22 protein-coding genes are annotated in these 22,641 nt (G+C 56.3%); 6 read left to right on the top strand and 16 right to left on the bottom strand.

The features are described from left to right. Nucleotides 1-137: 137 nt before the first annotated feature. The gene (locus tag ETG88_RS01255; protein WP_100780589.1) at nt 138-722 is read left to right on the top strand and encodes a Maf family protein; all 585 of its coding nucleotides are present in this window, start codon (nt 138-140) and stop codon (nt 720-722) included. Between the two features lie 56 nt (nt 723-778). Here the strand turns inward: ETG88_RS01255 and rluC are convergent, their stop codons facing one another. Continuing rightward, nucleotides 779-1,726, bottom strand: coding sequence for a 23S rRNA pseudouridine(955/2504/2580) synthase RluC (gene rluC / locus ETG88_RS01250; RefSeq protein ID WP_181827608.1), 948 nt, complete (start codon nt 1,724-1,726; stop codon nt 779-781). Between the two features lie 570 nt (nt 1,727-2,296). On the opposite strand from rluC, the gene rne reads away from it, so the two are divergent. Continuing rightward, nucleotides 2,297-5,464, top strand: a complete 3,168-nt coding sequence (gene rne / locus ETG88_RS01240; RefSeq protein WP_129034381.1) for a ribonuclease E — start codon at nt 2,297-2,299, stop codon at nt 5,462-5,464. 53 nt (nt 5,465-5,517) lie between these two features. On the opposite strand, the gene ETG88_RS01235 is transcribed toward rne, so the two are convergent. Then, nucleotides 5,518-6,492, bottom strand: a complete 975-nt coding sequence (locus ETG88_RS01235) for a LysR family transcriptional regulator (RefSeq protein WP_420890800.1) — start codon at nt 6,490-6,492, stop codon at nt 5,518-5,520. Between the two features lie 67 nt (nt 6,493-6,559). On the opposite strand from ETG88_RS01235, the gene ETG88_RS01230 reads away from it, so the two are divergent. Further along, entirely contained in the window at nt 6,560-7,774 is a 1,215-nt protein-coding gene (locus ETG88_RS01230) for an MFS transporter (protein WP_129034379.1), read from the top strand. Nucleotides 7,775-7,853: 79 nt separating this feature from the next. Here the strand turns inward: ETG88_RS01230 and flgL are convergent, their stop codons facing one another. The 11 genes from flgL to flgB all read right to left on the bottom strand — a co-directional run bounded on the left by flgL (nt 7,854) and on the right by flgB (nt 17,708). Next, on the bottom strand, nt 7,854-8,807 hold the full coding sequence (gene flgL / locus ETG88_RS01225) for a flagellar hook-associated protein FlgL (RefSeq protein WP_100780594.1): 954 nt from the start codon (nt 8,805-8,807) through the stop codon (nt 7,854-7,856). Between the two features lie 14 nt (nt 8,808-8,821). Further along, nucleotides 8,822-10,465 carry a flagellar hook-associated protein FlgK gene (flgK, locus tag ETG88_RS01220; protein WP_129034378.1) on the bottom strand — a complete coding sequence of 548 codons (1,644 nt, stop codon included), beginning with the start codon at nt 10,463-10,465 and terminating at the stop codon, nt 8,822-8,824. A 74-nt stretch (nt 10,466-10,539) separates the two neighbouring features. Then, complete coding sequence (gene flgJ, locus ETG88_RS01215) at nt 10,540-11,493, bottom strand: flagellar assembly peptidoglycan hydrolase FlgJ (RefSeq protein ID WP_100780596.1); 954 nt, start codon at nt 11,491-11,493, stop codon at nt 10,540-10,542. Beyond that, a complete protein-coding gene (locus ETG88_RS01210; protein WP_100780597.1) occupies nt 11,493-12,590 on the bottom strand; it encodes a flagellar basal body P-ring protein FlgI in 1,098 nt (365 codons plus the stop codon). Before ETG88_RS01210 ends, flgJ begins: the two co-directional genes overlap by 1 nt. 12 nt (nt 12,591-12,602) lie before the next feature. Next, nucleotides 12,603-13,301, bottom strand: a complete 699-nt coding sequence (gene flgH, locus ETG88_RS01205) for a flagellar basal body L-ring protein FlgH (protein WP_100780598.1) — start codon at nt 13,299-13,301, stop codon at nt 12,603-12,605. A 55-nt stretch (nt 13,302-13,356) separates the two neighbouring features. Next, nucleotides 13,357-14,139, bottom strand: coding sequence for a flagellar basal-body rod protein FlgG (gene flgG / locus ETG88_RS01200; protein ID WP_064325681.1), 783 nt, complete (start codon nt 14,137-14,139; stop codon nt 13,357-13,359). An 11-nt stretch (nt 14,140-14,150) separates the two neighbouring features. Beyond that, nucleotides 14,151-14,906 (bottom strand): flagellar basal body rod protein FlgF, encoded by a 756-nt coding sequence (locus ETG88_RS01195; RefSeq protein ID WP_100780599.1) that lies wholly within the window; start codon nt 14,904-14,906, stop codon nt 14,151-14,153. Nucleotides 14,907-14,926: 20 nt separating this feature from the next. After that, nucleotides 14,927-16,135, bottom strand: a complete 1,209-nt coding sequence (gene flgE / locus ETG88_RS01190; protein WP_100780600.1) for a flagellar hook protein FlgE — start codon at nt 16,133-16,135, stop codon at nt 14,927-14,929. A gap of 26 nt (nt 16,136-16,161) precedes the next feature. Beyond that, nucleotides 16,162-16,872 (bottom strand): flagellar hook assembly protein FlgD, encoded by a 711-nt coding sequence (gene flgD, locus ETG88_RS01185; RefSeq protein ID WP_100780601.1) that lies wholly within the window; start codon nt 16,870-16,872, stop codon nt 16,162-16,164. Nucleotides 16,873-16,883: 11 nt separating this feature from the next. Then, nucleotides 16,884-17,288: a flagellar basal body rod protein FlgC gene (flgC, locus tag ETG88_RS01180; protein WP_100780602.1), complete on the bottom strand. Its 405-nt coding sequence runs from the start codon at nt 17,286-17,288 to the stop codon at nt 16,884-16,886. Nucleotides 17,289-17,291: 3 nt separating this feature from the next. After that, a complete protein-coding gene (flgB, locus tag ETG88_RS01175) occupies nt 17,292-17,708 on the bottom strand; it encodes a flagellar basal body rod protein FlgB (protein WP_100780603.1) in 417 nt (138 codons plus the stop codon). A 158-nt stretch (nt 17,709-17,866) separates the two neighbouring features. Here flgB and flgA point away from each other — a divergent pair, with 158 nt between their 5' ends. The 3 genes from flgA to flgN all read left to right on the top strand — a co-directional run bounded on the left by flgA (nt 17,867) and on the right by flgN (nt 19,339). Continuing rightward, the gene (gene flgA / locus ETG88_RS01170) at nt 17,867-18,526 is read left to right on the top strand and encodes a flagellar basal body P-ring formation chaperone FlgA (RefSeq protein ID WP_100780604.1); all 660 of its coding nucleotides are present in this window, start codon (nt 17,867-17,869) and stop codon (nt 18,524-18,526) included. A gap of 92 nt (nt 18,527-18,618) precedes the next feature. After that, nucleotides 18,619-18,912: a flagellar biosynthesis anti-sigma factor FlgM gene (flgM, locus tag ETG88_RS01165; protein ID WP_100780605.1), complete on the top strand. Its 294-nt coding sequence runs from the start codon at nt 18,619-18,621 to the stop codon at nt 18,910-18,912. Nucleotides 18,913-18,916: 4 nt separating this feature from the next. Beyond that, entirely contained in the window at nt 18,917-19,339 is a 423-nt protein-coding gene (gene flgN, locus ETG88_RS01160; protein ID WP_100780606.1) for a flagella biosynthesis chaperone FlgN, read from the top strand. Between the two features lie 64 nt (nt 19,340-19,403). Here the strand turns inward: flgN and murJ are convergent, their stop codons facing one another. From murJ to ETG88_RS01145, 3 genes are all read right to left on the bottom strand, one after another. Continuing rightward, nucleotides 19,404-20,939, bottom strand: coding sequence for a murein biosynthesis integral membrane protein MurJ (murJ, locus tag ETG88_RS01155; protein WP_107703883.1), 1,536 nt, complete (start codon nt 20,937-20,939; stop codon nt 19,404-19,406). A 120-nt stretch (nt 20,940-21,059) separates the two neighbouring features. Continuing rightward, entirely contained in the window at nt 21,060-21,983 is a 924-nt protein-coding gene (locus tag ETG88_RS01150; protein ID WP_129034377.1) for a Gfo/Idh/MocA family protein, read from the bottom strand. A gap of 2 nt (nt 21,984-21,985) precedes the next feature. Next, nucleotides 21,986-22,636, bottom strand: coding sequence for a YceH family protein (locus ETG88_RS01145; protein ID WP_100780609.1), 651 nt, complete (start codon nt 22,634-22,636; stop codon nt 21,986-21,988). Nucleotides 22,637-22,641: the final 5 nt, after the last annotated feature.

Below are 22,641 nucleotides of genomic sequence, written 5' to 3'. Positions count from 1 at the left end.
GCGCGCATATTAACTTTGTAACGTCATAGAGTCAAAGAAAAAGGCAACCAGGGCTGCCTTTTGCCAATTATTCGCACACATTGCGGCCTGTAGTTTAAAATGGCTGGCATCGATACGCTATATCTGGTGAAAAAAATATGCCAAATCTCGTGCTTGCTTCCACTTCGTCATACCGCCGCGCGTTGCTTGAAAAGCTGGGGATCCCGTTTGAATGTGCCGCCCCCGTCGCTGACGAAACGCCGCATCACGCTGAATCTCCGCGTCATCTGGTGTTACGTCTGGCACAGGAAAAAGCGCAAAGTCTGGCCGCTCGCTATCCCAACCATCTGATTATAGGCTCCGATCAGGTTTGTGTGCTTGACGGCGAAATCACGGGTAAACCTCACACCGAAGAGAACGCGCGCCTGCAGCTCATGAAAGCCCGAGGCACCATTGTTACCTTTTACACCGGCCTTGCGCTTTACAACTCCGCCACGGGCCATCTGCAAACGGAATGCGAACCCTTTGACGTTCACTTCCGCCACCTGAGCGATCAGGAGATTGAGGATTATGTGCGCAAAGAGCGCCCGCTTAATTGCGCAGGGAGCTTTAAAAGTGAAGGTCTGGGGATTGCGTTGTTTGAAAAGCTGGACGGGCGCGACCCAAATACGCTGGTCGGTTTGCCGCTGATTGCGTTATGCCAGATGCTCAGACGCGAGCACTTCAATCCGCTTTCTGCCTGATCGTAAACGGCCCTGTTTTGGTAAGCCGGGTAAGCGCAGCGCCACCCGGCCTATATTTAACCGCGCAACACTTTCAGACAGCGTTTCAGCTGGTCATCCAGCGGCGCTTCGACGCGCATCACTTCACCTGTGCCAGGATGGGTGAATTTCAAGGCCGCAGCGTGCAGGAAGAGACGCGACAGCCCCGTTCCGGCCAGCTGTTTATCAAACTCACGATCGCCGTAGCGGTCATCAAACGCAATGGGATGTCCGGCATGTTGCGTATGCACGCGGATCTGGTGGGTACGGCCGGTCACCGGGCTACAACGCACCAGTGTCGCAAACGCGTAACGCTCTTCTACTTTAAAGCGAGTTTCAGACGGTTTACCTTCGCTGTTCACCCGCACAATGCGCTCACCGCTTTGCAGAATGTTTTTCAGCAACGGTGCCTGCACCACTTTCACATGGGACTGCCACTGACCGCGCACCAGCGCCAGATAGTCTTTCTGCATGCCCTTTTCACGCAGCTGCTCGTGCAGCGAACGTAACGCCGAGCGTTTTTTGGCCACCAGCAACACACCAGAGGTATCGCGATCCAGACGGTGAACCAGCTCGAGGAAACGTGCTTCCGGGCGCAGGGCGCGAAGGCCTTCGATCACGCCAAAGCTCAAACCGCTGCCGCCGTGCACCGCTGTGCCGGAGGGTTTATTCAGCACCAGGATATGATCGTCTTCATAAAGGATAGCGTCAGTCAGCGCGGCGACTTTTTGCAGATGCGGCGAAACCGCCTCTTCTTCACGTTCAGCGACGCGCACCGGCGGAATACGCACTTCATCACCCGCTTCGAGTTTGTACTCAGGTTTCACGCGCTTTTTATTTACCCGCACCTCGCCTTTGCGCAAGATGCGATAAATCATACTTTTTGGCACGCCTTTCAACTGGGTGCGTAAAAAGTTATCGATTCGTTGCCCCGCTTCATCATCGGCGATAGCAACCATTTTTACGGATGGAGTCTCTGTTTTCATGGTTGGCGATTCTAAATATCGATACGCAATAGCGCCACTCATTTTTCTATGCTTATATTTACTTTTGCCCGGGCAGGTTTGTTCACGCGCAATCGATTTGGTGGTTATTAAACCAATCCTCTCGTTGAAGTGGAGAAACTGTGAGTAACCGGGTGATAAATGGTAAAAGTCATCTTGCTATAACCGGGTTAGCAATGGAATAATGAATCCGTTTTCCGTGTTAAATCCTGGTTAAGTAAGGATGTCGACGGAATGACCCATTTTGTCTGACCGATCATCCACGCAGCAATGGCGTAAGACGTATTGATCTTTCAGACAGTTAGCGGGCTGCGGGTTGCAGTACTTACCGGTAAATGGAATCTTCTCTGGAGAGTGTTCCCAGGCTGTTCCCCTGATAATTGCGCTGTATTTCCGTATGAAATACAGGCAACCGACACTTTGCGCCTCTTAAGCGAGCGACAACCGTGAGGTTGGCGACGTCAATAGTCACGAGGCCATCGGTTCAAACCCCGGAAAGCGTCACCTTGCCCGCAGCTTAGTCGTCAATGTAAGAATAATGAGTAAGTTACGATGAAAAGAATGTTAATCAACGCAACTCAGCAAGAAGAGTTGCGTGTCGCCCTCGTGGATGGGCAGCGTCTGTACGATCTGGATATCGAAAGTCCTGGACACGAACAGAAAAAAGCGAACATTTACAAAGGCAAAATCACCCGCATTGAACCAAGCCTTGAGGCCGCATTCGTCGATTACGGCGCTGAGCGTCACGGTTTCCTTCCTCTTAAAGAAATTGCCCGCGAATACTTCCCTGCCAATTACAACTCCCACGGTCGTCCGAACATCAAAGATGTGCTGCGCGAAGGCCAGGAAGTTATCGTTCAGATTGATAAAGAAGAGCGCGGCAACAAAGGCGCTGCGCTGACCACCTTTATCAGCCTGGCAGGCAGCTATCTGGTGCTGATGCCGAACAACCCGCGTGCGGGCGGTATCTCTCGCCGCATCGAAGGCGACGACCGTACCGAGCTAAAAGAAGCGCTGGCAAGCCTCGAACTGCCTGATGGCATGGGCCTTATCGTTCGTACCGCAGGCGTTGGCAAATCTGCCGAAGCGCTGCAGTGGGACTTAGGCTTCCGTCTGAAGCACTGGGAAGCTATCCAGAAAGCCGCAGAAAGCCGCCCGGCTCCGTTCCTGATTCACCAGGAAAGTAACGTTATCGTCCGTGCTTTCCGCGATTATCTGCGTCAGGACATCGGCGAAATTCTGATTGATAACCCGAAAGTGCTTGAGCTGGCTCGCCAGCACATCGCAGCACTGGGTCGTCCAGATTTCACCAGCAAAATTAAACTGTACACCGGTGAAATCCCGTTGTTCAGCCACTATCAGATTGAATCCCAGATTGAGTCCGCCTTCCAGCGTGAAGTGCGTCTGCCGTCCGGCGGTTCTATCGTTATCGACTCCACCGAAGCGCTGACCGCCATCGACATCAACTCCGCACGCGCAACCCGCGGCGGGGATATCGAAGAGACCGCCTTCAACACTAACCTTGAAGCCGCAGATGAAATTGCCCGTCAGCTTCGTCTGCGTGACCTGGGCGGCCTGATCGTTATCGACTTCATCGACATGACTCCGGTTCGCCATCAGCGCGCCGTTGAGAACCGTCTGCGTGAAGCGGTGCGCCAGGATCGTGCACGTATTCAGATCAGCCATATTTCTCGCTTTGGCCTGCTGGAGATGTCACGTCAGCGCCTGAGCCCGTCGCTGGGTGAATCAAGCCACCACGTCTGTCCGCGCTGTAGCGGTACGGGTACCGTGCGCGACAACGAATCTCTCTCCCTCTCTATTCTGCGCCTCATCGAAGAAGAAGCACTGAAAGAGAATACCAAAGAGGTTCACGCCATTGTTCCGGTGCCAATTGCCTCCTACCTGCTGAACGAAAAACGTGAAGCGGTGAGTGCCGTTGAAACCCGTCAGGGCGGCGTGCGCTGCATCATCGTACCAAACGATCAGATGCAGACCCCGCATTACTCCGTCCTGCGCGTGCGCAAAGGCGAAGAGACCAGCACCCTGAGCTACCTGCTGCCAAAACTGCATGAAGAAGAGATGGCGATGCCGTCTGATGCAGAACCGGCCGAGCGCAAGCTGCCAGAACAACCGGCGCTGGCGACCTTCATCATGCCAGAAGCCCCACCGGCGCCTGTTCAGGAAAAAGCGCCTGCGAAAGCCGCTGCACAGAAACCTGCGGAAACCAGTGATAAGCCTACTGAACCAGGTCTGCTGGGCCGCTTCTTCAGTGCGCTGAAGAAAATGTTCGCCGGTGAAGAGCCTCAGCCGGAGCAGCCAAAAGTTGCGCCGAAAGAAGAGAAACAAGAGCGCCCGCAGGATCGTCGTAAGCGTCAGAACAACCGCCGCGATCGTAACGATCGTGACCGTCGTGATAACCGCGATAATCGTGGCGACCGTGACAACCGTGGTGAGCGCGATAACCGTTCCGACAACAACGAAGGTCGTGAAGCGCGCGAAGATAATCGTCGCAACCGTCGCGAGAAGCCACAGCAGCAGAATGTGGAAGATCGCGAAATTCGCCAGCAGGCGGGCGATGAGTCTGAAAAAACCAGACAGCGTGACGAGCAGCAGCCACGTCGCGAACGCAACCGCCGTCGCAATGACGATAAACGTCAGGCGCAGCAGGAAGCGAAAGTTGTCAACACCGAAGCACCTGTTGAACAGGATGCCGATCAGGAAGAACGCGTTCAGGTGATGCCGCGCCGTAAGCAGCGTCAACTGTCGCAGAAAGTTCGCTTTGCATCTGAACAGGCCGAAGTGGCTACCGTTGCCGCCGCTGAACCGGTTGTTGAAACCGCTCAGAATACGCAGCTGGCGAAACTGGATCTGCCTGCGGTTGTCGATACGGTCTCTGAGCATGATGACAATGGCGAAGCGCGTGATAACAACGGTATGCCGCGTCGTTCCCGTCGCTCTCCGCGTCACCTGCGCGTGAGCGGTCAGCGTCGTCGTCGTTACCGTGACGAGCGTTACCCGACTCAGTCACCGATGCCTCTGACTGTCGCCTGTGCGTCACCAGAAATGGCGTCCGGCAAAGTCTGGATCCGCTACCCGGTTGCCCGTCCTCAGGAGCAGCAGGTTGAAGAGCAAAACGTCGCTGCAGAAGCCGTTGAGCCAATCGTTGCACCTGTAGCCGCTACCGAAGCCGCCGCGGTGGTCGTTGAAGAAGCACCGCAGATCGTGGCCGACGCCCAGCCCGTTGTTGACGTCGAGCCAGTCGCGGAACCTCAGCAGGTTGTGGAAACCGCTGAGATCGAGACAACTCATCCGGAAGTGATTGCCGCGCCTGTCGACGAGCAGCCTCAGTTCATTGCGCAAGAAGATGTTGTGGTGGCTGAACAGGTTGCAGAAGACGCAGAACCGGCTGCCGACGTGGTTGAAGAAGAGGTAGTGACTGAAGCGGTTGCTGAGCAACCTGTCGATGTTACTCCGGCTCCACAAGCACCGGCACCCGCTCCGGTTGTGAAACCAGAGCCTGCTGTCGCTGTCGTTGCTGAGCATCATCATGCAACCGCACCGATGACTCGCGCGCCAGCACCGGAATACGTGCCAGAAGCACCACGTCATAGCGACTGGGTACGCCCTGCGTTCGATTTCGACGGTCGTGGTTCTGCAGGTGGTCATAGCGCCACTCACCAGGCAACGGCTCCGGCGACTCGCCCGAATCCGGTTGAATAACCCGCCGTTCTGATGAAAAGCCGACCTTCGTGGTCGGCTTTTTTTTGGCTTTTTTACAGGAGGGGTTTTCGCATTCCGACGATTTGTGGCATCACCTCACGCATCATTTCCAGAAAACGCCTCAATCGTGCCGGGTAATAGCGCGACCACGGATAAACCAGGTGCACCGGCAGCGCAGCGGGTTGCCAGCCCGGCAAAAGAGGCACTAGCCTTCCCTCGCGGATGTCCTGTTCCACGGTCCAGCTCGAGACCACCGCCACGCCTAATCCATTCAACGCCATGGTGCGCGTTACATACAGGCTGTCAGTGCTCAGACGCGGCGAAATTGCCACTCGCGCAGGCTGCGGCGAAGCTCCGTCAAACAGCTCAATATGCTGATGATAAAAGGTATTGAGTGCAATCCAGGGAAGCGCCGTGAGATCGTCGGGGACCTCAGGCATGGCATGACGGGACAGTAGCTCGGGCGCCGCGACCACACAGCGCGGGACTTCGGCCAGCAGCACCGATACCGTATTAGGGTCGATCTCCGCCCCGACGCGGATCGCGCAGTCGATGTTATCACTCAGAAAATCCGCCGATCTGTCATATAGCATCCAGTCGACAGAAAGCTGCGGATAGCGCATTAAAAACTGGCTCAATGGTGCCAGAAGTTGTTCCTGCCCGAACGCATGGGGCGCCCGCACACGCAAGGTGCCGACAGGTTCATCTTCCGATTGCCCCACCTCATCCTCCAGCGCGAGCCAGCTGTCGATTACTTTTCTGGCATGCTGATAGCAGCGCTCGCCGTCATCGGTGAGCTTGGTGGCGTGGGTGGTGCGTAACAGCAAACGCACGCCGAGGAGGGTTTCCAGCGACTGCAGGCGTCGGCTGACGGTCGCCTGCGTGGTCCCCAGCTGCCGTGCTGCGGCAGAGAGCGATCCCGATTCCACGATACGCGCAAAGGTGCGCATCAGTTCCACTCTGTCTATACGCTCTGTTCGCTTCATGATTATTCTGATGATACGTTTAACGTATAACCGTTTTACCATCCCGCTGGCTACCGCCTCAAGCCTGAATGCACAAAAATAGTCTCACTCCATGAATGAGGTACATCAAATGAAAACTGCCCCCCTTACCCAGGCCACCAGCCGCTGGGTTATTTTTATCCTTGCCATTGGCGCCGGGTTTAGCGTTGCGTCCATCTATTATGCTCAGCCGCTGTTGCCGTTGATGGGCACCGATTTACACCTCAGTATCGAAGGGATGGGACTGGTGCCGACCCTGACGCAGACGGGCTACGCCCTTGGCATCCTTTTCCTGCTGCCGCTCGGCGACCGTCACGATCGCCGAACCTTAATTCTTGTTAAAAGCGCAGCACTGGCACTCTTTCTGCTGGGCTGTAGCCTGACCGGGCAGCTTCACTCGTTACTGCTGTCCAGTCTGCTTATTGGTATGGCGGCAACCATGGCGCAGGACATCGTCCCGGCGGCGGCTATTCTTGCTCCGGAAGGCAAACAGGGAAAAACCGTCGGGACGGTAATGACCGGCCTGCTGCTGGGTATTCTGCTGTCGCGTACTGTCAGCGGTGTGGTGGGTGAAGCGTTCGGCTGGCGGGTGATGTATCAACTTGCCGCCGTCAGTATCGCCATGATCGGTATGGTGATGTGGGCTGTGTTGCCGCGATTTGCGATTCACTCTACGCTCAGCTATCCGGCCCTGATGCGCTCGATGGAGCACCTGTGGCGCCGCTACCCGGCCCTGCGTCGTGCGGCGCTGGCCCAGGGTTTTCTCTCTATTGCCTTTAGCGCGTTCTGGTCAACGCTGGCGGTGATGCTGCTGGAACGCTACCACCTCGGTAGCGCGGTGGCTGGTGGATTTGGGATTGCCGGTGCCGCAGGTGCGCTGGCCGCCCCGCTGGCCGGAGGCCTGGCAGATAAACTCGGTGCGGGAAGAGTGACCCAACTGGGTGCCGCGCTGGTGACTATTTCGTTTGCGCTGATGTTTTTAATGCCCGCTTTGGGCAGCCACGGACAACTCGTTCTGATCGCGATTTCCGCGATCGGTTTTGACCTGGGGCTGCAGTCCAGCCTGGTCGCCCATCAGAACCTGGTCTATAGCCTCGAACCCCAGGCGCGTGGGCGGCTCAATGCGCTGCTGTTTACGGTGGTATTTATTGGGATGGCGCTCGGCTCGGCGCTGGGGAGCAAAGTGTACGCCCTGGCGGGCTGGCAAGGCGTAGTGATGCTGGCAACGGTGTGTGGTGCAGCGGCAGTGCTGATCCGCTTAATAGAAAGCGCGCGGCTGGTCAGCGTGCAGGCGCAAAATCGCTAAAAAAAAGCCCAATCCGGCACGCCGGGTTGGGCAGACAAAACATATCCAGTTTCAAGACATGTTCTAAAAGGTCAAAATGTTACTTGTTCAGCTGGAACAGAGACATCCCCTGCATATCACTGAACGCTTTATAAGAGGCCTGAAGTGCTGCTTGCTGCATGGTGTAAGACGAAATCGCCGCGTTCCAGTCCACGTCCACCAGATCGCTCATCTGCTGAGTCTGACCCAGCGCGCGGTCATCACCCAGTGCATCCAGCTTATCGAGTTCGTTCAGCTTGGTGCCAACATCAGCCAGGACGGTCAATACGTTGTTCTGCGTATTCTTAATACCCACCGCTGATGCCGTCACTATCTCCTTTTGGGCTTCAGCCGCAGCGGAATCATTGGCGACAGGCACCTTGAGTGCGGCTATAGCGTTATCAAGAATTTTGAACATATTGGTATCACCATAACCCCCACCCGGGATTTCTTGTGCATTGCTGGTGATACTTTCAAAAATCTGCTTACCCGTATGACTGACGTCCATATTTCTCGCGGAATCAACCTGCTGAGAGATAGGATCATCGCCGCCAGAATACGCACCGGTCGTAGAGTCAAACGGCGCGGATTCAGTTTTATAACCTGCGAAAATAAAGCGCCCATTGCCGTCGGTGGAGTTTGCCAGGTTCATCAACTGATCGCGGATACCCTGTAGATCAGTCGACAAAGAGAGACGGTCGTCGTCACTCAGCGTCCCGTTACCGGCATAAACCAGTTTTTCTTGTGCGCTGGTAATGGCCGTATTCACCTGGTTTAACACGTTATCTTCCAGGGACACTTTTTGCGTCGCAAACGTACGCGCGAGAGCGAACTGGCTATTCTGTGACTGGGCCTGAGACAGTACAACGGCCTGCGACGCGGCAATCGGATCGTCCGACGGACGGTTCACGCGTTTGCCGGTGGACATCTGCTCGCCATACCCCAGCCATTTGCTTTGGGACTCAGTGATCCCACGCATATTTTGCTGGTACATCATTTGGGTGCTAATACGCATCGTTCACCTCGGCCTTAGCGAATATTAATTAACGCATCAAAGAGCGTGCTGGCAGTCTGCAGAACCTGCGCATTCGCAAGGTAATACTGCTGGAAACGCTGCAAGTTGCCATACTCTTCGTCGAGGTTAACCCCGGAGATAGACTGCTGCTGATTGCTCAACTGCGTCACCACGTTGCTTTTGGTCGCTGCGCTGGTTTTCAGTGATGCAGTACTACTACCCACAGTACTGACCAGTGAGGCGTAAGAGTCGTTAAAGGTTTTATTACCCCCGACCACTTTGCTGCTTTGCAAAGCCACCAGCGCTTTCCCGTTGACGTTATCACTCTCACCGCCCGTCGCCGAACCTGCCATCGCCAGTTTGGATTCATCGCTGATCAGCAGATCCATGTTCACGATAGCGTCAACTACCGGTTTCACCGTAAAGCTGTCTTTCGTGGCTGCGCTACCGCTGACATTCACGGTGACCCCGTCAAACGTCATGTTGCCGCTGGCATCTGGCGTAGCCGTAAATGAGGTTTTGTCAGAACTACGGGTGACGGTCCAGTCAGTGCCGTTAAATTCAAGCTTATAATCCGTCGCCTGAACTTTAGAGCTGTCCGCGATAGTGGCCGTGACGGCCGCACCTGGCACGCTGTTTTTGCTATTGCCGGTCACCGCTGGAGAGCCGATATCGAACAATTTGCCGCCCGCATCACCATTGGCATCAAAGCCTTTCTCGTGCTGCTGGTTCATGGCGTCAGCAAACGAGAGCGCCAGCTGGTTCAGCGTATTACGCGCTTTATCCAGGTCTTCTGCGCGGAACGTTAACAGACCGCCCAGTGAGCCGGTGTTCAGCACCTTCTCGGGAATTTCGATATTACCGGCGAGGGAATCCACATACGCCACGGTGGTGCGCGCAGGATCGGCGCTCGACGGTACCGCCGCTAACTGGTTAGCCGTGCTGCCCTGAACCAGGGTGTAACCATTACCGAATGAGACGTTGTAGGTGCCGCCGTCCTGTACCGCGACCTCCACACCCACGATCTGGTTCAGTTCGCTCACCAGCTGATCGCGCTGATCGAGCAGATTGTTTGGGGAAGCCCCTGCGCCCACGCCGGTCAGACGTGAAATCTGATCGTTCAGATTCGCAATCTGTTTGGCATAGGAGTTAATCTGATCCACGCTGGTCGCAACCGCAGTATTTACCTGCTTGTCCTGATCGCGCAGGTACTGGTCGGTCGTTTTGAACTGATTGACCAGGCCATCCGCTTTGCCGAGAACAGTCTGGCGCGCCGCCGGATCTTCTGCGTTACTCACCAGTGTTTGCAGGCTGGTAAAGAAGCCCTGCAGCGTGGTGGACAGGGAGTTAGTGGTATCAGACAGCACATCGTCGATTTTCGACATCTGCTGATAACGCGTGGTCAGGCCGCTGCTCTGAGTCTGTGCTGCACGCAGCTGGTTGGTGATGAACGCATCATATTCGCGCTGTACGCCCGAAACATAAACACCATTGCCAACCCAACCACCGCCGGTCAATGTACTGTTCGCTGCACCCAGCACCGTGGTCTGACGGGTATACCCGGCCACGTTGTAACTGGAAATATTGTTGCTGACGGTGTTCAGTGCCGACTGTGCCGCACTGAGGCCACTCATAGCGCTGTTAATCAAACTGGACATTGAGGTTCCTTTTTAAACTTTCAGACACGAGTCCTGATTAGGATTATCGACATCGCGCGCGCAAACTTGAGTCCTTAGAACAGATTTTCGATATCGGTGCTGTAAGCCTTGCTGACTTTCTCACCCATCGCTTTAAGCTGTTGAATCATACCGGTCAGTTTGCGGGCATACTGCGGGTCGGTAGCGTAGCCTGCGTTCTGCAACGCCTGCGCCCCCTGCTCCGCCGTCGCGGCCTGCGTGACCGCAGCGTAGCGCGGATTGCGGCTCAACAACCCGACATAATCTGACAAGGCTTCAAGATAGGAGCTGTAAACGCGGAATTTTGCTTTGACCTTCACCGCCGCACCGTTTTCAAATTCGGTGGTGGTGATCTCCGTGGTCGGCCCTTTCCAGCCTGACGACGCTTTGACGCCAAAAATATTAAAGCTTGGTTCGCCGTTTTCACGGCGGATCTGACGCTGCCCCCAGCCGGATTCCAGCGCGGCCTGCGCCAGAATCAGGTGGTGAGGAACCCCACTCTGCTCACTGGCCAGACGCGCCGGGAGCGAAAGCTGAGCGAGGAAGTCTTTACTGTCGCCCGACAGCGGCTCATCGCTGCTGGCGGTCGGTTTCGGCATGGCTTTACGCACCATCTGCGTCAGCGCCTGGTTCTGATAACTGGTCACCGTTTCAAGATCAAACTTCATCGGCACCTGCTGGGTTTGCTCATCGGGCTGAACACCCTGCGCCGCCTGCATCTGTTTCACGATCATATCGGCGAGGCCAAGCCCCTTACCGGCGGTCATCTGCTGGGCAATCTGTTGGTCATACATGCTGGTGTAGAGTCGCGTCGAGTCGCTGCTGAACATGCCATCTTTCGGCAGCGCTTCTCGCATGCTTTTCAGCATCATCTGCACAAACATCCCTTCCACCTGGCGGGCAACCGGGCGGAGGTTCGCCGCCGGATCGGTGCCTGCTTTGGCTTTCAGATCATTGAGCGACTGGGCATCCCAGGCCGCACTTGCCATCAGTTTGCTATCGCCGAGCATCAGATGATTTCCAGTTTGGCGCGCAGGCATCCTGCACTTTGCATGGATTGCAGAATCGACATCAGATCCATCGGCGTCGCCCCCAGCGCGTTCAGCGCACGAACCACGTTGTTCAGGTTGGCGCTGGAGCGCACGCTTTGCAGCGAGCCGCCGCTCTGGCGCATATCAATCTGCGTCTGTGGCGTCACCACCGTCTGACCGCCACCAAACGGCGTATCCGGCTGGCTAACGTTAGCCGAGCGGTTCACGCTGATGGAGAGGTTGCCCTGCGCCACGGCGCAGCTGTCCAGCGTCACTTCGCGGTTCATCACCACGGACCCGGTACGGGAGTTGATGATCACTTTGGCATCCTGCAGCGGAACGTTGACTTCCATATTCTGGATATCCGCCAGCATGCGCACCTGGTTGCTGCTGCCCGTCGAGGTGCGGATCTGCACGGTACGTGCGTCAAGCGCCGTCGCGCTACCAAAACCACGGCTGCGGTTGATGGTATCGGCAATCTGCTGCGCCATAGTGAAGTCTTCATTATTCAGCTGCAGGTTGATGGTGTTCCCGGCGCCAAACTGCGTTGGCAGTTCACGTTCGATGATCGCCCCGTTGGTGATACGCCCGCCGTTCAGCTGGTTCACCTGCACGCTGCTGCCGCCCGCCGATGCACCCGCACCGCCGACCAGAATGTTACCCTGTGCAAGCGCGTAGACCTGGCTGTCCACCCCTTTTAACGGGGTCATCAGCAGCGTCCCGCCGCGCAGACTTTTGGCGTTACCCATTGACGAAACCACCACATCGATGGTTTGCCCCTGGCGCGCAAAGGCCGGGTAGGACGCGGTGATCATTACCGCCGCCACGTTTTTCAGCTGCATGTTGGTGCCCGTCGGGACGGTGATCCCGAGCTGGGACAGCATGTTGTTTAAACTCTGAGTGGTAAACGGCGTCTGGGTGGTCTGGTCGCCCGTTCCGTCCAGGCCAACCACCAGGCCATAGCCTATCAATGAGTTTTCACGTACGCCCTGTACACTGGTGAGATCGCGAATGCGGTCAGCCTGGGCGCAGGTTGCCACCAGGACCAACACCATTGCGAAGAGGGATTTAAACATAGGTCACCTCGCTTACATCGGCGATAAATTAAGGAAGAAGCGTTGCAGCCAGCCCATATTCTGCGCTTCGTTGATGTAGCCGTTGCCGACGTACTCAATGCGCGCATCCGCCACTTGGGTGGACGGTACGGTGTTGGTGCCACTGATGGTGCGAGGGTTAACCACACCGGAGAAGCGAATGAATTCAGTGCCCTGATTGATGGCGATCTGTTTTTCACCCACTACGTGTAAATTGCCATTCACCAGAACCTGGTCAACGGTCACCGTCAGCGTACCGCTGAAGGTGTTGCTGGCATTGGCGCCGCCTTTGCCGTTAAAGCTGTTACCGCCAGAGGCTTCCACATCGGCACGCGCATTGCCAAACAGGCCCTGCAGATAGCGTGGAACGGTATCGAAACCAAAGTTGGTTTTGCCGTCGCGGCTGGCATTCGCCGAGGAGCTTTTGCTCGCGCTGACGTTCTCCTGCAGCGCAATGGTCAGGGTATCGCCGACGTTACGCGGGCGACGGTCTTCGAACAGCGGTTGATAACCGTAGTTAATCGGCTGTGCGGACTGGAAAATGGAGCCGTTCACCACCGGCGTTGGGCCTGGAACGGGTTGGGCGGTAGTCGCACCCTCTACCAAAGGTTTTGACGGGATCAAGGCGCAACCGCTGAGGGTAACGGCCAGGACAGTCAGTATTGGATAACGAAACGCCGCGTTTTTTTGCATTGCCTTCATCTTCGAAAACAGGGAGCCGGTGCGGTTTACCGCACCGGACTACACCTTAGAGTTGCGTCAGTTTTTGCAGCATCTGGTCGGTCGTCGACACTGCTTTACTGTTAATTTCATACGCGCGCTGAACCTGGATCATGTTCACCAGCTCTTCCGCCACGTTGACGTTAGAGGTTTCAACATAGCCCTGATACAGCAGCCCGGAACCGTTCAGGCCCGGCGTACTTTCATTCGGCGCACCGGAGGACTGGGTTTCGGTGTAGAGGTTCTCACCAATGCTTTCCAGACCGGTATCGTTCATGAACGTCGTCAGGTTCAGTTGTCCAACCTGAACAGGCGCGGCCTGCCCTTGCTGGGTCACGCTGACCACACCGTCACGTCCGATGGTAATGCTCAGGGCGTTAGCCGGAATGGTGATCGCAGGCTGAACCTGGAAACCACCGGCAGTCACCAGCTGACCATTCTGATCCACCTGGAACGAGCCATCGCGGGTGTAGGCTGAGGTTCCGTCAGGCAGCTGCACCTGGAAGAAACCCTGGCCTTTGATTGCCACGTCTTTGCTGTTGTTGGTCTGGGACAGGTTGCCCTGGCTGTGCAGACGTTCGGTCGCAACCGGACGCACACCCGTACCAATCTGCAGCCCTGACGGCAGCGTGGTCTGCTCGGACGACTGCGCGCCCGGCTGACGAATGGTTTGATAAAGCAAATCTTCGAACACGGCACGCTGACGCTTAAAACCATTGGTGCTGACGTTCGCCAGGTTGTTGGCGATGACATCCATATTGGTTTGCTGCGCGTCGAGACCCGTTTTCGCGATCCATAAAGAGCTGATCATAAGAAATCCTGTTAACTCATAGACAGCAGTTGGTTAGCACGGCCGGCGTTTTCATCCACGCTTGTGATAACCTTCATTTGCATTTCGAAACGTCGGGCGCTGGCGATCATATCGGTCATGGCTGCAACCGGTTTGACGTTACTGCCTTCCAGCACGCCGGACATCACGCGAATGCTTGGGTCAGCCTGCAAGGTCGGGCCACGCGTTGCCTGTGCTGCCTGGCTCAGACGGAACATCCCGTCATCGCCGCGCGTCACTTCATTACCTTCCGCTTTGACCAGCTTCAGTCGACCGACCGGGGCAATGGTGTTCGCCGGATCACCGGGGTTCAGGGCCGAAATGGTCCCGTCCGCCGCGATGGTGATTTCCGAGCCTTCCGGCACCGTAATCGGACCCGCTTCGCCAATCACCGGATGCCCCTGAATGGTCATCTGACCGTTGGCATCCACCTGGATATTACCGTTGCGGGTATAGCCTTCTGAGCCATCAGCCGTTTGCACCGCCAGCCAACCGTCCTGCTGGAGTGCAACGTCCAGCGGACGCGAGGTGTAATCCATCTGACCAGGCGTCATATCGGCACCCGGCGTTGAGGCGATAACCAGCGTACGCGTTGGCAGCGACAGCCCTTCCACCGGCACAGCGCGTAGCGCATTCAGCTGTGCACGAAAGCCCGGTGTTGAGGCGTTCGCCAGGTTACTGGCGGTCACAGCCTGCTGATTCATCGTCTGGCTGGCTGCGCCCATCGCGGTATATATTGCGTGATCCATTACATCATCCCGTTAGACGATTAACGCAGGTTGACCAGCGTGTTGAGGATCTGGTCCTGAGTTTTGATGGTCTGCGCGTTCGACTGATAGTTACGCTGCGCGACAATCATGTTAACCAGTTCTTTACTCAGATCGACGTTGGATGCTTCCAGCGCGCCGTTGGTCAGCGTACCGAAGTTACCGGAACCGGCGGTGCCGAGCAGCGCCACGCCAGAGGACTGAGTGGAAGACCAGACGTTATCGCCTTCGGATTTCAGACCTTCGTTGTTGGCGAAGTTCGCCAGCACGATCTGGCCCAGAACCTGGGTCTGTTCGTTGGAGTAGTTACCCACGACAGTGCCGTCATCGTTGATCTGGTAGCTCACCAGGTCGCCCGGCTTGTAACCGTTCTGGTTAGTCGCCACGATGTTGTTCGCACCGGTGTTCTGCTGCATGGAGTTGGTGAAACTCATCGCGAAGGTTGCAGGGGTTGCGCCCGGCATGGTCGCGGTGGTGATGTTGACCTGGCCACCGCCTGTCAGCACGCCGCTAGCGTTAAAGGTCAGCGTGGTGGCCAGAGACGGGGTGCTGCCCGCCACGCTGCCATCCTGCGCATAGACTTTCCAGCTGTTCGCAGCGGTGTCTTTGACGTAGAACAGGTTCATGTTGTGCGCATTACCCTGGCTGTCAAAGACCGTCACGGTCCCTTTTTTGTTATAAGAATCGACGTTTGTCGGGTCGAACGGTGTCACCGTCGGCGTCGCATCAGTGGAGTTCAGGTTGATCTGCTGAGACGCGGTGGTGGTGGACTTCGCCGCCATCAGCGTGTTCGGAATTGAGATCGCCTGTGGGTTCGCACCGGTCTGTACCGTTGGCGGTGTGCCCGCAACCGGATAGCCCGTCAGCTGCAGACCCTGCATGTTGACCAGGTTACGGTTTTCGTCGAGTTTGAACTGACCGTTACGGCTGTAAAAAACAGAACCGTTTTCATCGACCATACGGAAGAAACCGTTCTGGCTGATGGCCACATCCAGCCCACGGCCGGTGTTAGTGGTGGTGCCATCGGTAAAGTCCTGGGTAATACCCGCAACTTTAACGCCCAGACCCACTTTGGAACCGGCGAACATATCTGCGAAAGATGCTGTGCCAGATTTAAAACCGTAGGTCGCGGAGTTGGCAATGTTGTTGCCAATGACGTCCAGGTTGGTGGCCGCAGCATTCAGGCCGCTGACCGCTTGAGAAAAGGCCATGACTTACTCCTGATAAGTGTTAAGGCTTAAATAATCTGCCGAACTTCGTCGAGCGTGGTGGTCCCAGAAGTACCCAAATCCAGTTTGTTACCATCAGAGCCGCGAATCACCCCCTGCACCAGAGCGAATTGCAGCGGCTGAGCCACCAGCTGAGTCGTCCCGTTGCTGGCAGAAATCGCCACTTTGTAAGAACCGTTCGGTGCCGTTGTGCCATCCGTCAGGCTGCCATCCCAGGTAAAGGTATGAACGCCCGCTTTCAGCTCACCAATGTCGATCGTGCGCACCACAACACCGTCTTTGTTGGTGATGGTGGCGGTGACTTTATCGGCCGGTTGCTGCAACTCAACGCCAAATGGCGTGGTCGTGGTGGTACTGCTTCCGTCGGTGGTGCTGGTCCCTGCCAGGATAGTGGTCCCTGGGATCATCACACCGTGGCCAATGAGATTGGCGGCCTGCAAAGACTGGCTGTTGTCGATTTGACCGGAAACGGAACCCAGCGTGGTATTGAGCTTTTCGATGCCGCTCACGGTACTGATCTGCGCAAGCTGCGTGGTCAGTTCGTTGTTCTGCATCGGGTTCGTTGGGTCCTGGTTTTTCAGCTGCGCAACCAGTAACGTCAAAAAGCTGCCCTGTAGATCGGCAGCACTGTTACCGGTCAGCGAGCTGGAGCCAGTGGCCCCACTGGTGCTGGCGACGCCGGAGTTGGTCGGGTCATTCACATTGACGGCGATGGACATTCGTGTCTCCTTTACTGGCCGAGAGTGAGCGTTTTGAGCATCATGCTCTTCACGGTATTGAGCACTTCAACGTTCGCCTGATAGCTGCGCGACGCTGACATGGTGTTCACCATTTCGCCGACCACATCGACGTTTGGCATTTTCACGTAGCCGCTCGCATCCGCCAGCGGGTTGCCTGGCTCATACACCAGTTTGTCCGGAGCCTGGCTCTCAACCACATCGGCCACTTTCACGCCGCCGGTTGCCGCGCCCGGCGCAGCATTGACCTGAAAGACCACCTGTTTGGCGCGATAGGGTTGACCATCGGGTCCGGTCACGCTGTCGGCGTTCGCCATGTTACTGGCGGCGACGTTCAGACGCTGAGACTGCGCGGTCAGGGCTGAACCCGCGATATCAAAAATATTCAGTAAGGCCATGAATTAGTTGCCCCCCTGCAGGACGCTCTGCATGCTTTTAATCTGTCCACCGAGCACGGTTAGCCCCATCTGATACTGCAGGCTGTTATCGGCAAACTGGGTGCGCTCCCGGTCCATATCGACGGTGTTACCGTCCAGGGATGGCTGGTCAGGAATGCGATAAAGTAAATCGGTGGACGGCGCAGTCATCGCCTGAGCGGGAATGTGGCGTGAAGAGGTCAGCGCAAGGGCAACACCCGTCCCTTCGGCCCGACCACGCTCCATCACTTTTTTAAGCTCAGTAGAAAAATCAATATCGCGCGCCTGAAACCCTGGGGTGTCGGCATTCGCGATATTGGCGGCCAGGATCTCCTGCCGCTGGGCGCGCAGATTCAGCGCTTCCTGTTGAAAACGTAACGCGGCGTCGAGTTTATCGAGCATGTCTCCTCCGCTGATGGCGAAATTTCAGCATGTAGCTTAAATCTCAACCCGTCTTCCTTATCGAAGGAATAAACGCAAAATGCGTCGCTATTTGTTGCGTTGATGGGAAAGCCTTAGGGGTAGAATCCTGTTAAATCCAGGAACCGCGGGAAAGTGAGATGCTGACGTTCAAAAATGGCCTTGCCGTTACCTTACTGCTGTTCAGTACCCAGTCTTCAGCGCTGGGGCTGAATGTGTTGCTGACCGCTTTTTTTGCTGAGCGTCTGGCGGGGTTAAGCGATGAGGTCAAAGTCGATATTCGAACGCAGCCGAATCTCCTGCCCACTTGCGAACAACCCTCGTTCAGCATCAGCGGCGGTGCCCGGCTGTGGGGTAATGTGAACGTGCTGGCCCGCTGCAATAATGAGAAACGCTTTTTGCAGGTTATGGTTCAGGCGACAGGCAACTATGTTGTCGCCGCTCAGCCCATCGCACGCGGCAGCGTTTTACAGCCCGCTCATGTAGAATTAAAGCGCGGACGCCTGGATCAACTTCCGCCGCGCACCATGCTGGATATTAACCAGGCACAGGATTCGGTGAGCCTGCGCGATCTGGCGCCAGGGCAAGCCATCCAGCTGTCGATGCTGCGTCAGGCGTGGCGCATTAAAGCCGGACAGCGCGTGATGGTGGTGGCGAACGGAGATGGCTTTAGCATTAATAGCGAAGGCCAGGCGCTGAACAACGCTGCCGTCGCCCAAAACGCACGCGTTAGGATGTCTTCAGGTCAGGTGGTTAGCGGAACCGTCGGTTCTGATGGGAATATTCTGATTAACCTATAATCTTTTTAAAGATATCGCGGCAGCTGCCGATAAATAATCATCAGATGATTATATCAGGCGCCAACGCCGCGAACCTCTATGAGGACAACACTATGAGCATTGATCGTACATCGCCCCTGAAGCCGGTTAGCACTGTACAACCTCGCGAAACGAACGACGCGCCAGCCCTTAAAGCGCGTCTGGAAAAATCGTCCACGGCCAACAGCACCAGCGTCACGTTAAGTGATGCACAGTCAAAACTGATGCAGCCAGGCACGAACGATATCAATATGGAACGCGTCGAAGCGCTGAAAACCGCGATTCGTAACGGCGAACTGAAAATGGACACCAGCAAAATTGCTGATGCGCTGATTAACGAAACGCAGAACTTCCTTCAGAGTAAATAACCGTATGAGTCGACTGTCAGAAATATTGGATCAAATGACGGTAGTCCTGAACGATCTGAAGACGGTGATGGATGCCGAGCAACAACAGTTATCCGCAGGCTATGTCAGCGGCAGCGCACTGCAGCGCATTACTGAAGATAAAAGCTCGCTGCTGGCTACCCTGGACTATCTGGAGCAGCAGCGCCGCGCGGAGCAAGATCCACGTCGCAGCGCCAACGACGATATCGTCGAGCGCTGGCAGACCATCACAGAAAAAACGCAGCACCTTCGCGATCTCAACCAGCACAACGGCTGGCTGTTAGAGGGGCAAATTGAACGCAACCAGCAGGCGCTTGAGGTGTTAAAACCTCATCAGGAGCCGGGGCTGTATGGCGCCAATGGCCAGACATCCAGCTCACGCGGTGGCGGGAAGAAGATTTCGATTTAACGCTTCAGTGAAGAGATGAAGTGGGAAACGGGGAGCACCCTTTGGTGAACTCCCCTTTAGTCGTTTATGCCGTCCGGCGAGCGAACTCTTTCACCTTAAAGCCGAGCACCGCAAGTGTAGCGAAGTAGGCAATAATCCCTACGACCACAACAGCCATCAGGCGCAGCAGACGATACGGCATGGTGCCCAGGGACCATTCCGGCATCACATACATCATCCCGACCAGCGCCGCCGCCATCACCACCACCGCAATCACCAGACGCACCAGGAAACTCATCCAGCCCGGCTGCGGGGTGAAAATCTTCTGCTTACGCAGCTGCCAGTAGAGCAGCCCGGCGTTCAGGCACGCCCCCAGACCAATCGACAGCGACAGACCCGCGTGCTTCAGTGGCCCGATAAACGCGAGGTTCATCAGCTGGGTCATCACCAGCGTCACAATCGCAATCTTGACCGGCGTTTTGATGTCCTGACGCGAATAAAAGCCCGGCGCCAGCACTTTCACCACAATCAGCCCCATCAGGCCGACGGAATACGCCACCAGCGCGCGCTGGGTCATTAATGCATCGAACGCGTTGAATTTGCCGTACTGGAATAATGAAACCGTTAAGGGTTTCGCCAGAATCCCCAGCGCCACGGCGCTTGGCAGCGCCAGCAGGAAGCACAGGCGTAAACCCCAGTCCATCAGGCGACAATATTCATCATGATTGCCGCTGGCAAAGCTTCGCGACAACGACGGCAGCAGAATCGTCCCCAGCGCCACGCCCAGCACCCCGGACGGGAACTCCATTAAGCGGTCGGCGTAGTACATCCACGACACGGAACCTGACACCAGGAAGGAGGCGAAAATGGTGTTAATAATCAGGGAAATCTGGCTCACGGACACGCCGAGGATCGCCGGACCCATCTGCTTGATCACGCGCATGGCACCCGCATCGCGGAAGTTAATGCGCGGGAGCACCAGCATGCCGATCTTTTTCAGATGCGGAAGCTGATAAGCGAGCTGCAGCACACCGCCGACGGTGACCGCCCACGCCAGCGCCAGCACCGGCGGATGGAAGTGCGGTGCCGCAAACAGGGCAAAACCGATCATGCTCACGTTTAAAAACGTCGGTGCAAACGCCGGAACGGAGAAGCGGTTCCAGGTGTTGAGGATCGCCCCGACCAGCGACGCCAGCGAAATCAGCAGAATATAAGGAAAGGTAATGCGCAGAAGCTGCGTCGTCAGGGCGAATTTATCCGCCGTGTCGGCAAAGCCCGGCGCGGTCACCATAATCACCCACGGCGCGGCCAGCATCCCGATCACCGTGACAATCGCCAGAGCCAGTGTCAGCAGGCCCGAAACATAGGAGACAAACACGCGGGTCGCGTCTTCGCCCTGCTTGCTTTTGTATTCCGCCAGAATCGGCACGAACGCCTGGGAGAACGCCCCTTCGGCGAAAATTCGGCGCAGTAAGTTCGGCAGTTTGAACGCCACAAAGAAGGCGTCAGTCGCCATCCCCGCGCCAAACACTCTCGCCACAATCGCATCGCGCGCGAAACCCAGTACGCGAGAAAACATGGTCATCGAGCTGACTGCTGCCAGCGATTTTAATAAGTTCATTAACGTGAATTTCCACAACCACACGGCAAAACGCCTGCATAGCAGGCGTGAAAAGTGCGCTTAGTCTACCCGTATTTAAGCGAATTACTATCCGCAGATGTTACAGGGGTTAAACAGTTCCTACTCGCTCATCGCCTCGCGCCAGAGCTTTTCAATGACGCGTTGCGCCAGAATCGCCTGTTCGCCCGATGTTTCAGGAACCGTCTGATTTTGCACGCACTCGATGAAGTGACGCGCACAACCGGCGAACCCGCGCTGCTCCAGCGTGCTTTGCCAGCCAGGGATTGGCCGCGTTACCACCCCGCTCCCTTTTTCCTCACGCCATTCGCGCATATCGGTCACATCAATGAGTGCGCCGTCGGTGATCGCCTGCACGGATTCGCGCTGACTTCCCGCACGACGATGCATGCTAGTGGTCACCTGAATTGTGTCCACCGCGAAATGGTGTTCGGCATACACCATCTCCCCCTGATCGTTGGTTTGCAGGGTGCCGCTTTTCAGTTGTGCATTACCGTTGGTCAGCCACAGGGCCGTATCGACCACATGCAGATAATCATCCAGCAGCGTAAAACGCAGATCGTTCGGGCCAATGCTGTCGGTGCGATGCTTATCCATGCGCAGCGATGCCGCCGCGCCAAGCCGGGATTTGAGATCCTGATACAGCGGCGAGAACCGGCGATTGAACCCGACCATCAGCGTCAGATTTTTGCGCGCCGCCAGCTCAATCAGACGCTCGGCGTCCTGCACATTCTCGGCCAGCGGTTTATCGACACAAACGTGAACACCGGCATTGAGCAATTCGCTCACCACCTGATAGTGCGTCGCGGTCGAGGTATGAACGAATACCGCGTCACAGTCGCGCGCCAGATCCACCATGGAGGCAGCATAAGGAATTCGCCAGGTATCGCAGATTCGCTGCGCTTTTTCCCGCGTCGGGGACCATGCGGTTTGCAGCGTCCAGTCAGTCGCCGCGCCCAGAACCGGCAGCCAGGCTTTCTGCGCGATCCCGCCGAGGCCGACCACGCCAATGCGTAATGTTGTCACCGTTAGTCTCCTAAATGCGCCAGCAGGGAGTCGAGGCGCTGCTTGAGTTCCGCCACTTCGTTTTCCAACGCGTCGACCCGCGCGGCAAGACTCTCGTCCTCGGCGGGCGAAACCGCTTCTACCACATTGATGAGGGTTTCAACGTCGCCACTGAAAAGATGCATATATCGGCTTTCGCGTTTGCCCGGCTCACGCGCCAGGCGCAGCACAAACGGGCCATCTTCGCGGGAGGCGAGATTTTCCAGCGTCTGTTCCACTTCCTGCATATCACTGAATTCATGCATTCGTGCGGCGCGGGAACGTAATTCACCCGGCGTTTGCGCCCCGCGCAGCAGCAAGGTGGTGATCACCGCCACTTCGGCGCTGTTCAGTTTCAGATCGCCAAATTCGGAATTGCAAAAACGTTGTTCATATTTAGTGACGCGGTTGCCAAACCCACTGACGGTGCGCAGATAGTGGCGTTTAACCAGCGCATCCAGTTGCTCTTGTACCTCGTGCTCGCTCAGGTTAAGCACCGGCTCACGGTTGGTTTTCTGGTTACAGGCCAGCGTCACCGCATTGACCGACAGGGGATATTGCTCTGGCGTCGTGACCTGTTTTTCCAGCAGGCAGCCAATCACCCGCGCTTCTGTGGCAGTTAACTGATATTTCATGGGTG

The sequence above is a fragment of the Lelliottia nimipressuralis genome (assembly GCF_004115925.1).
In the GTDB taxonomy this organism is placed as follows: domain Bacteria; phylum Pseudomonadota; class Gammaproteobacteria; order Enterobacterales; family Enterobacteriaceae; genus Enterobacter; species Enterobacter nimipressuralis.
The sequence above is the reverse complement of the archived record's forward strand: the minus strand, read 5'-3'. Positions and strand labels throughout refer to the sequence as shown.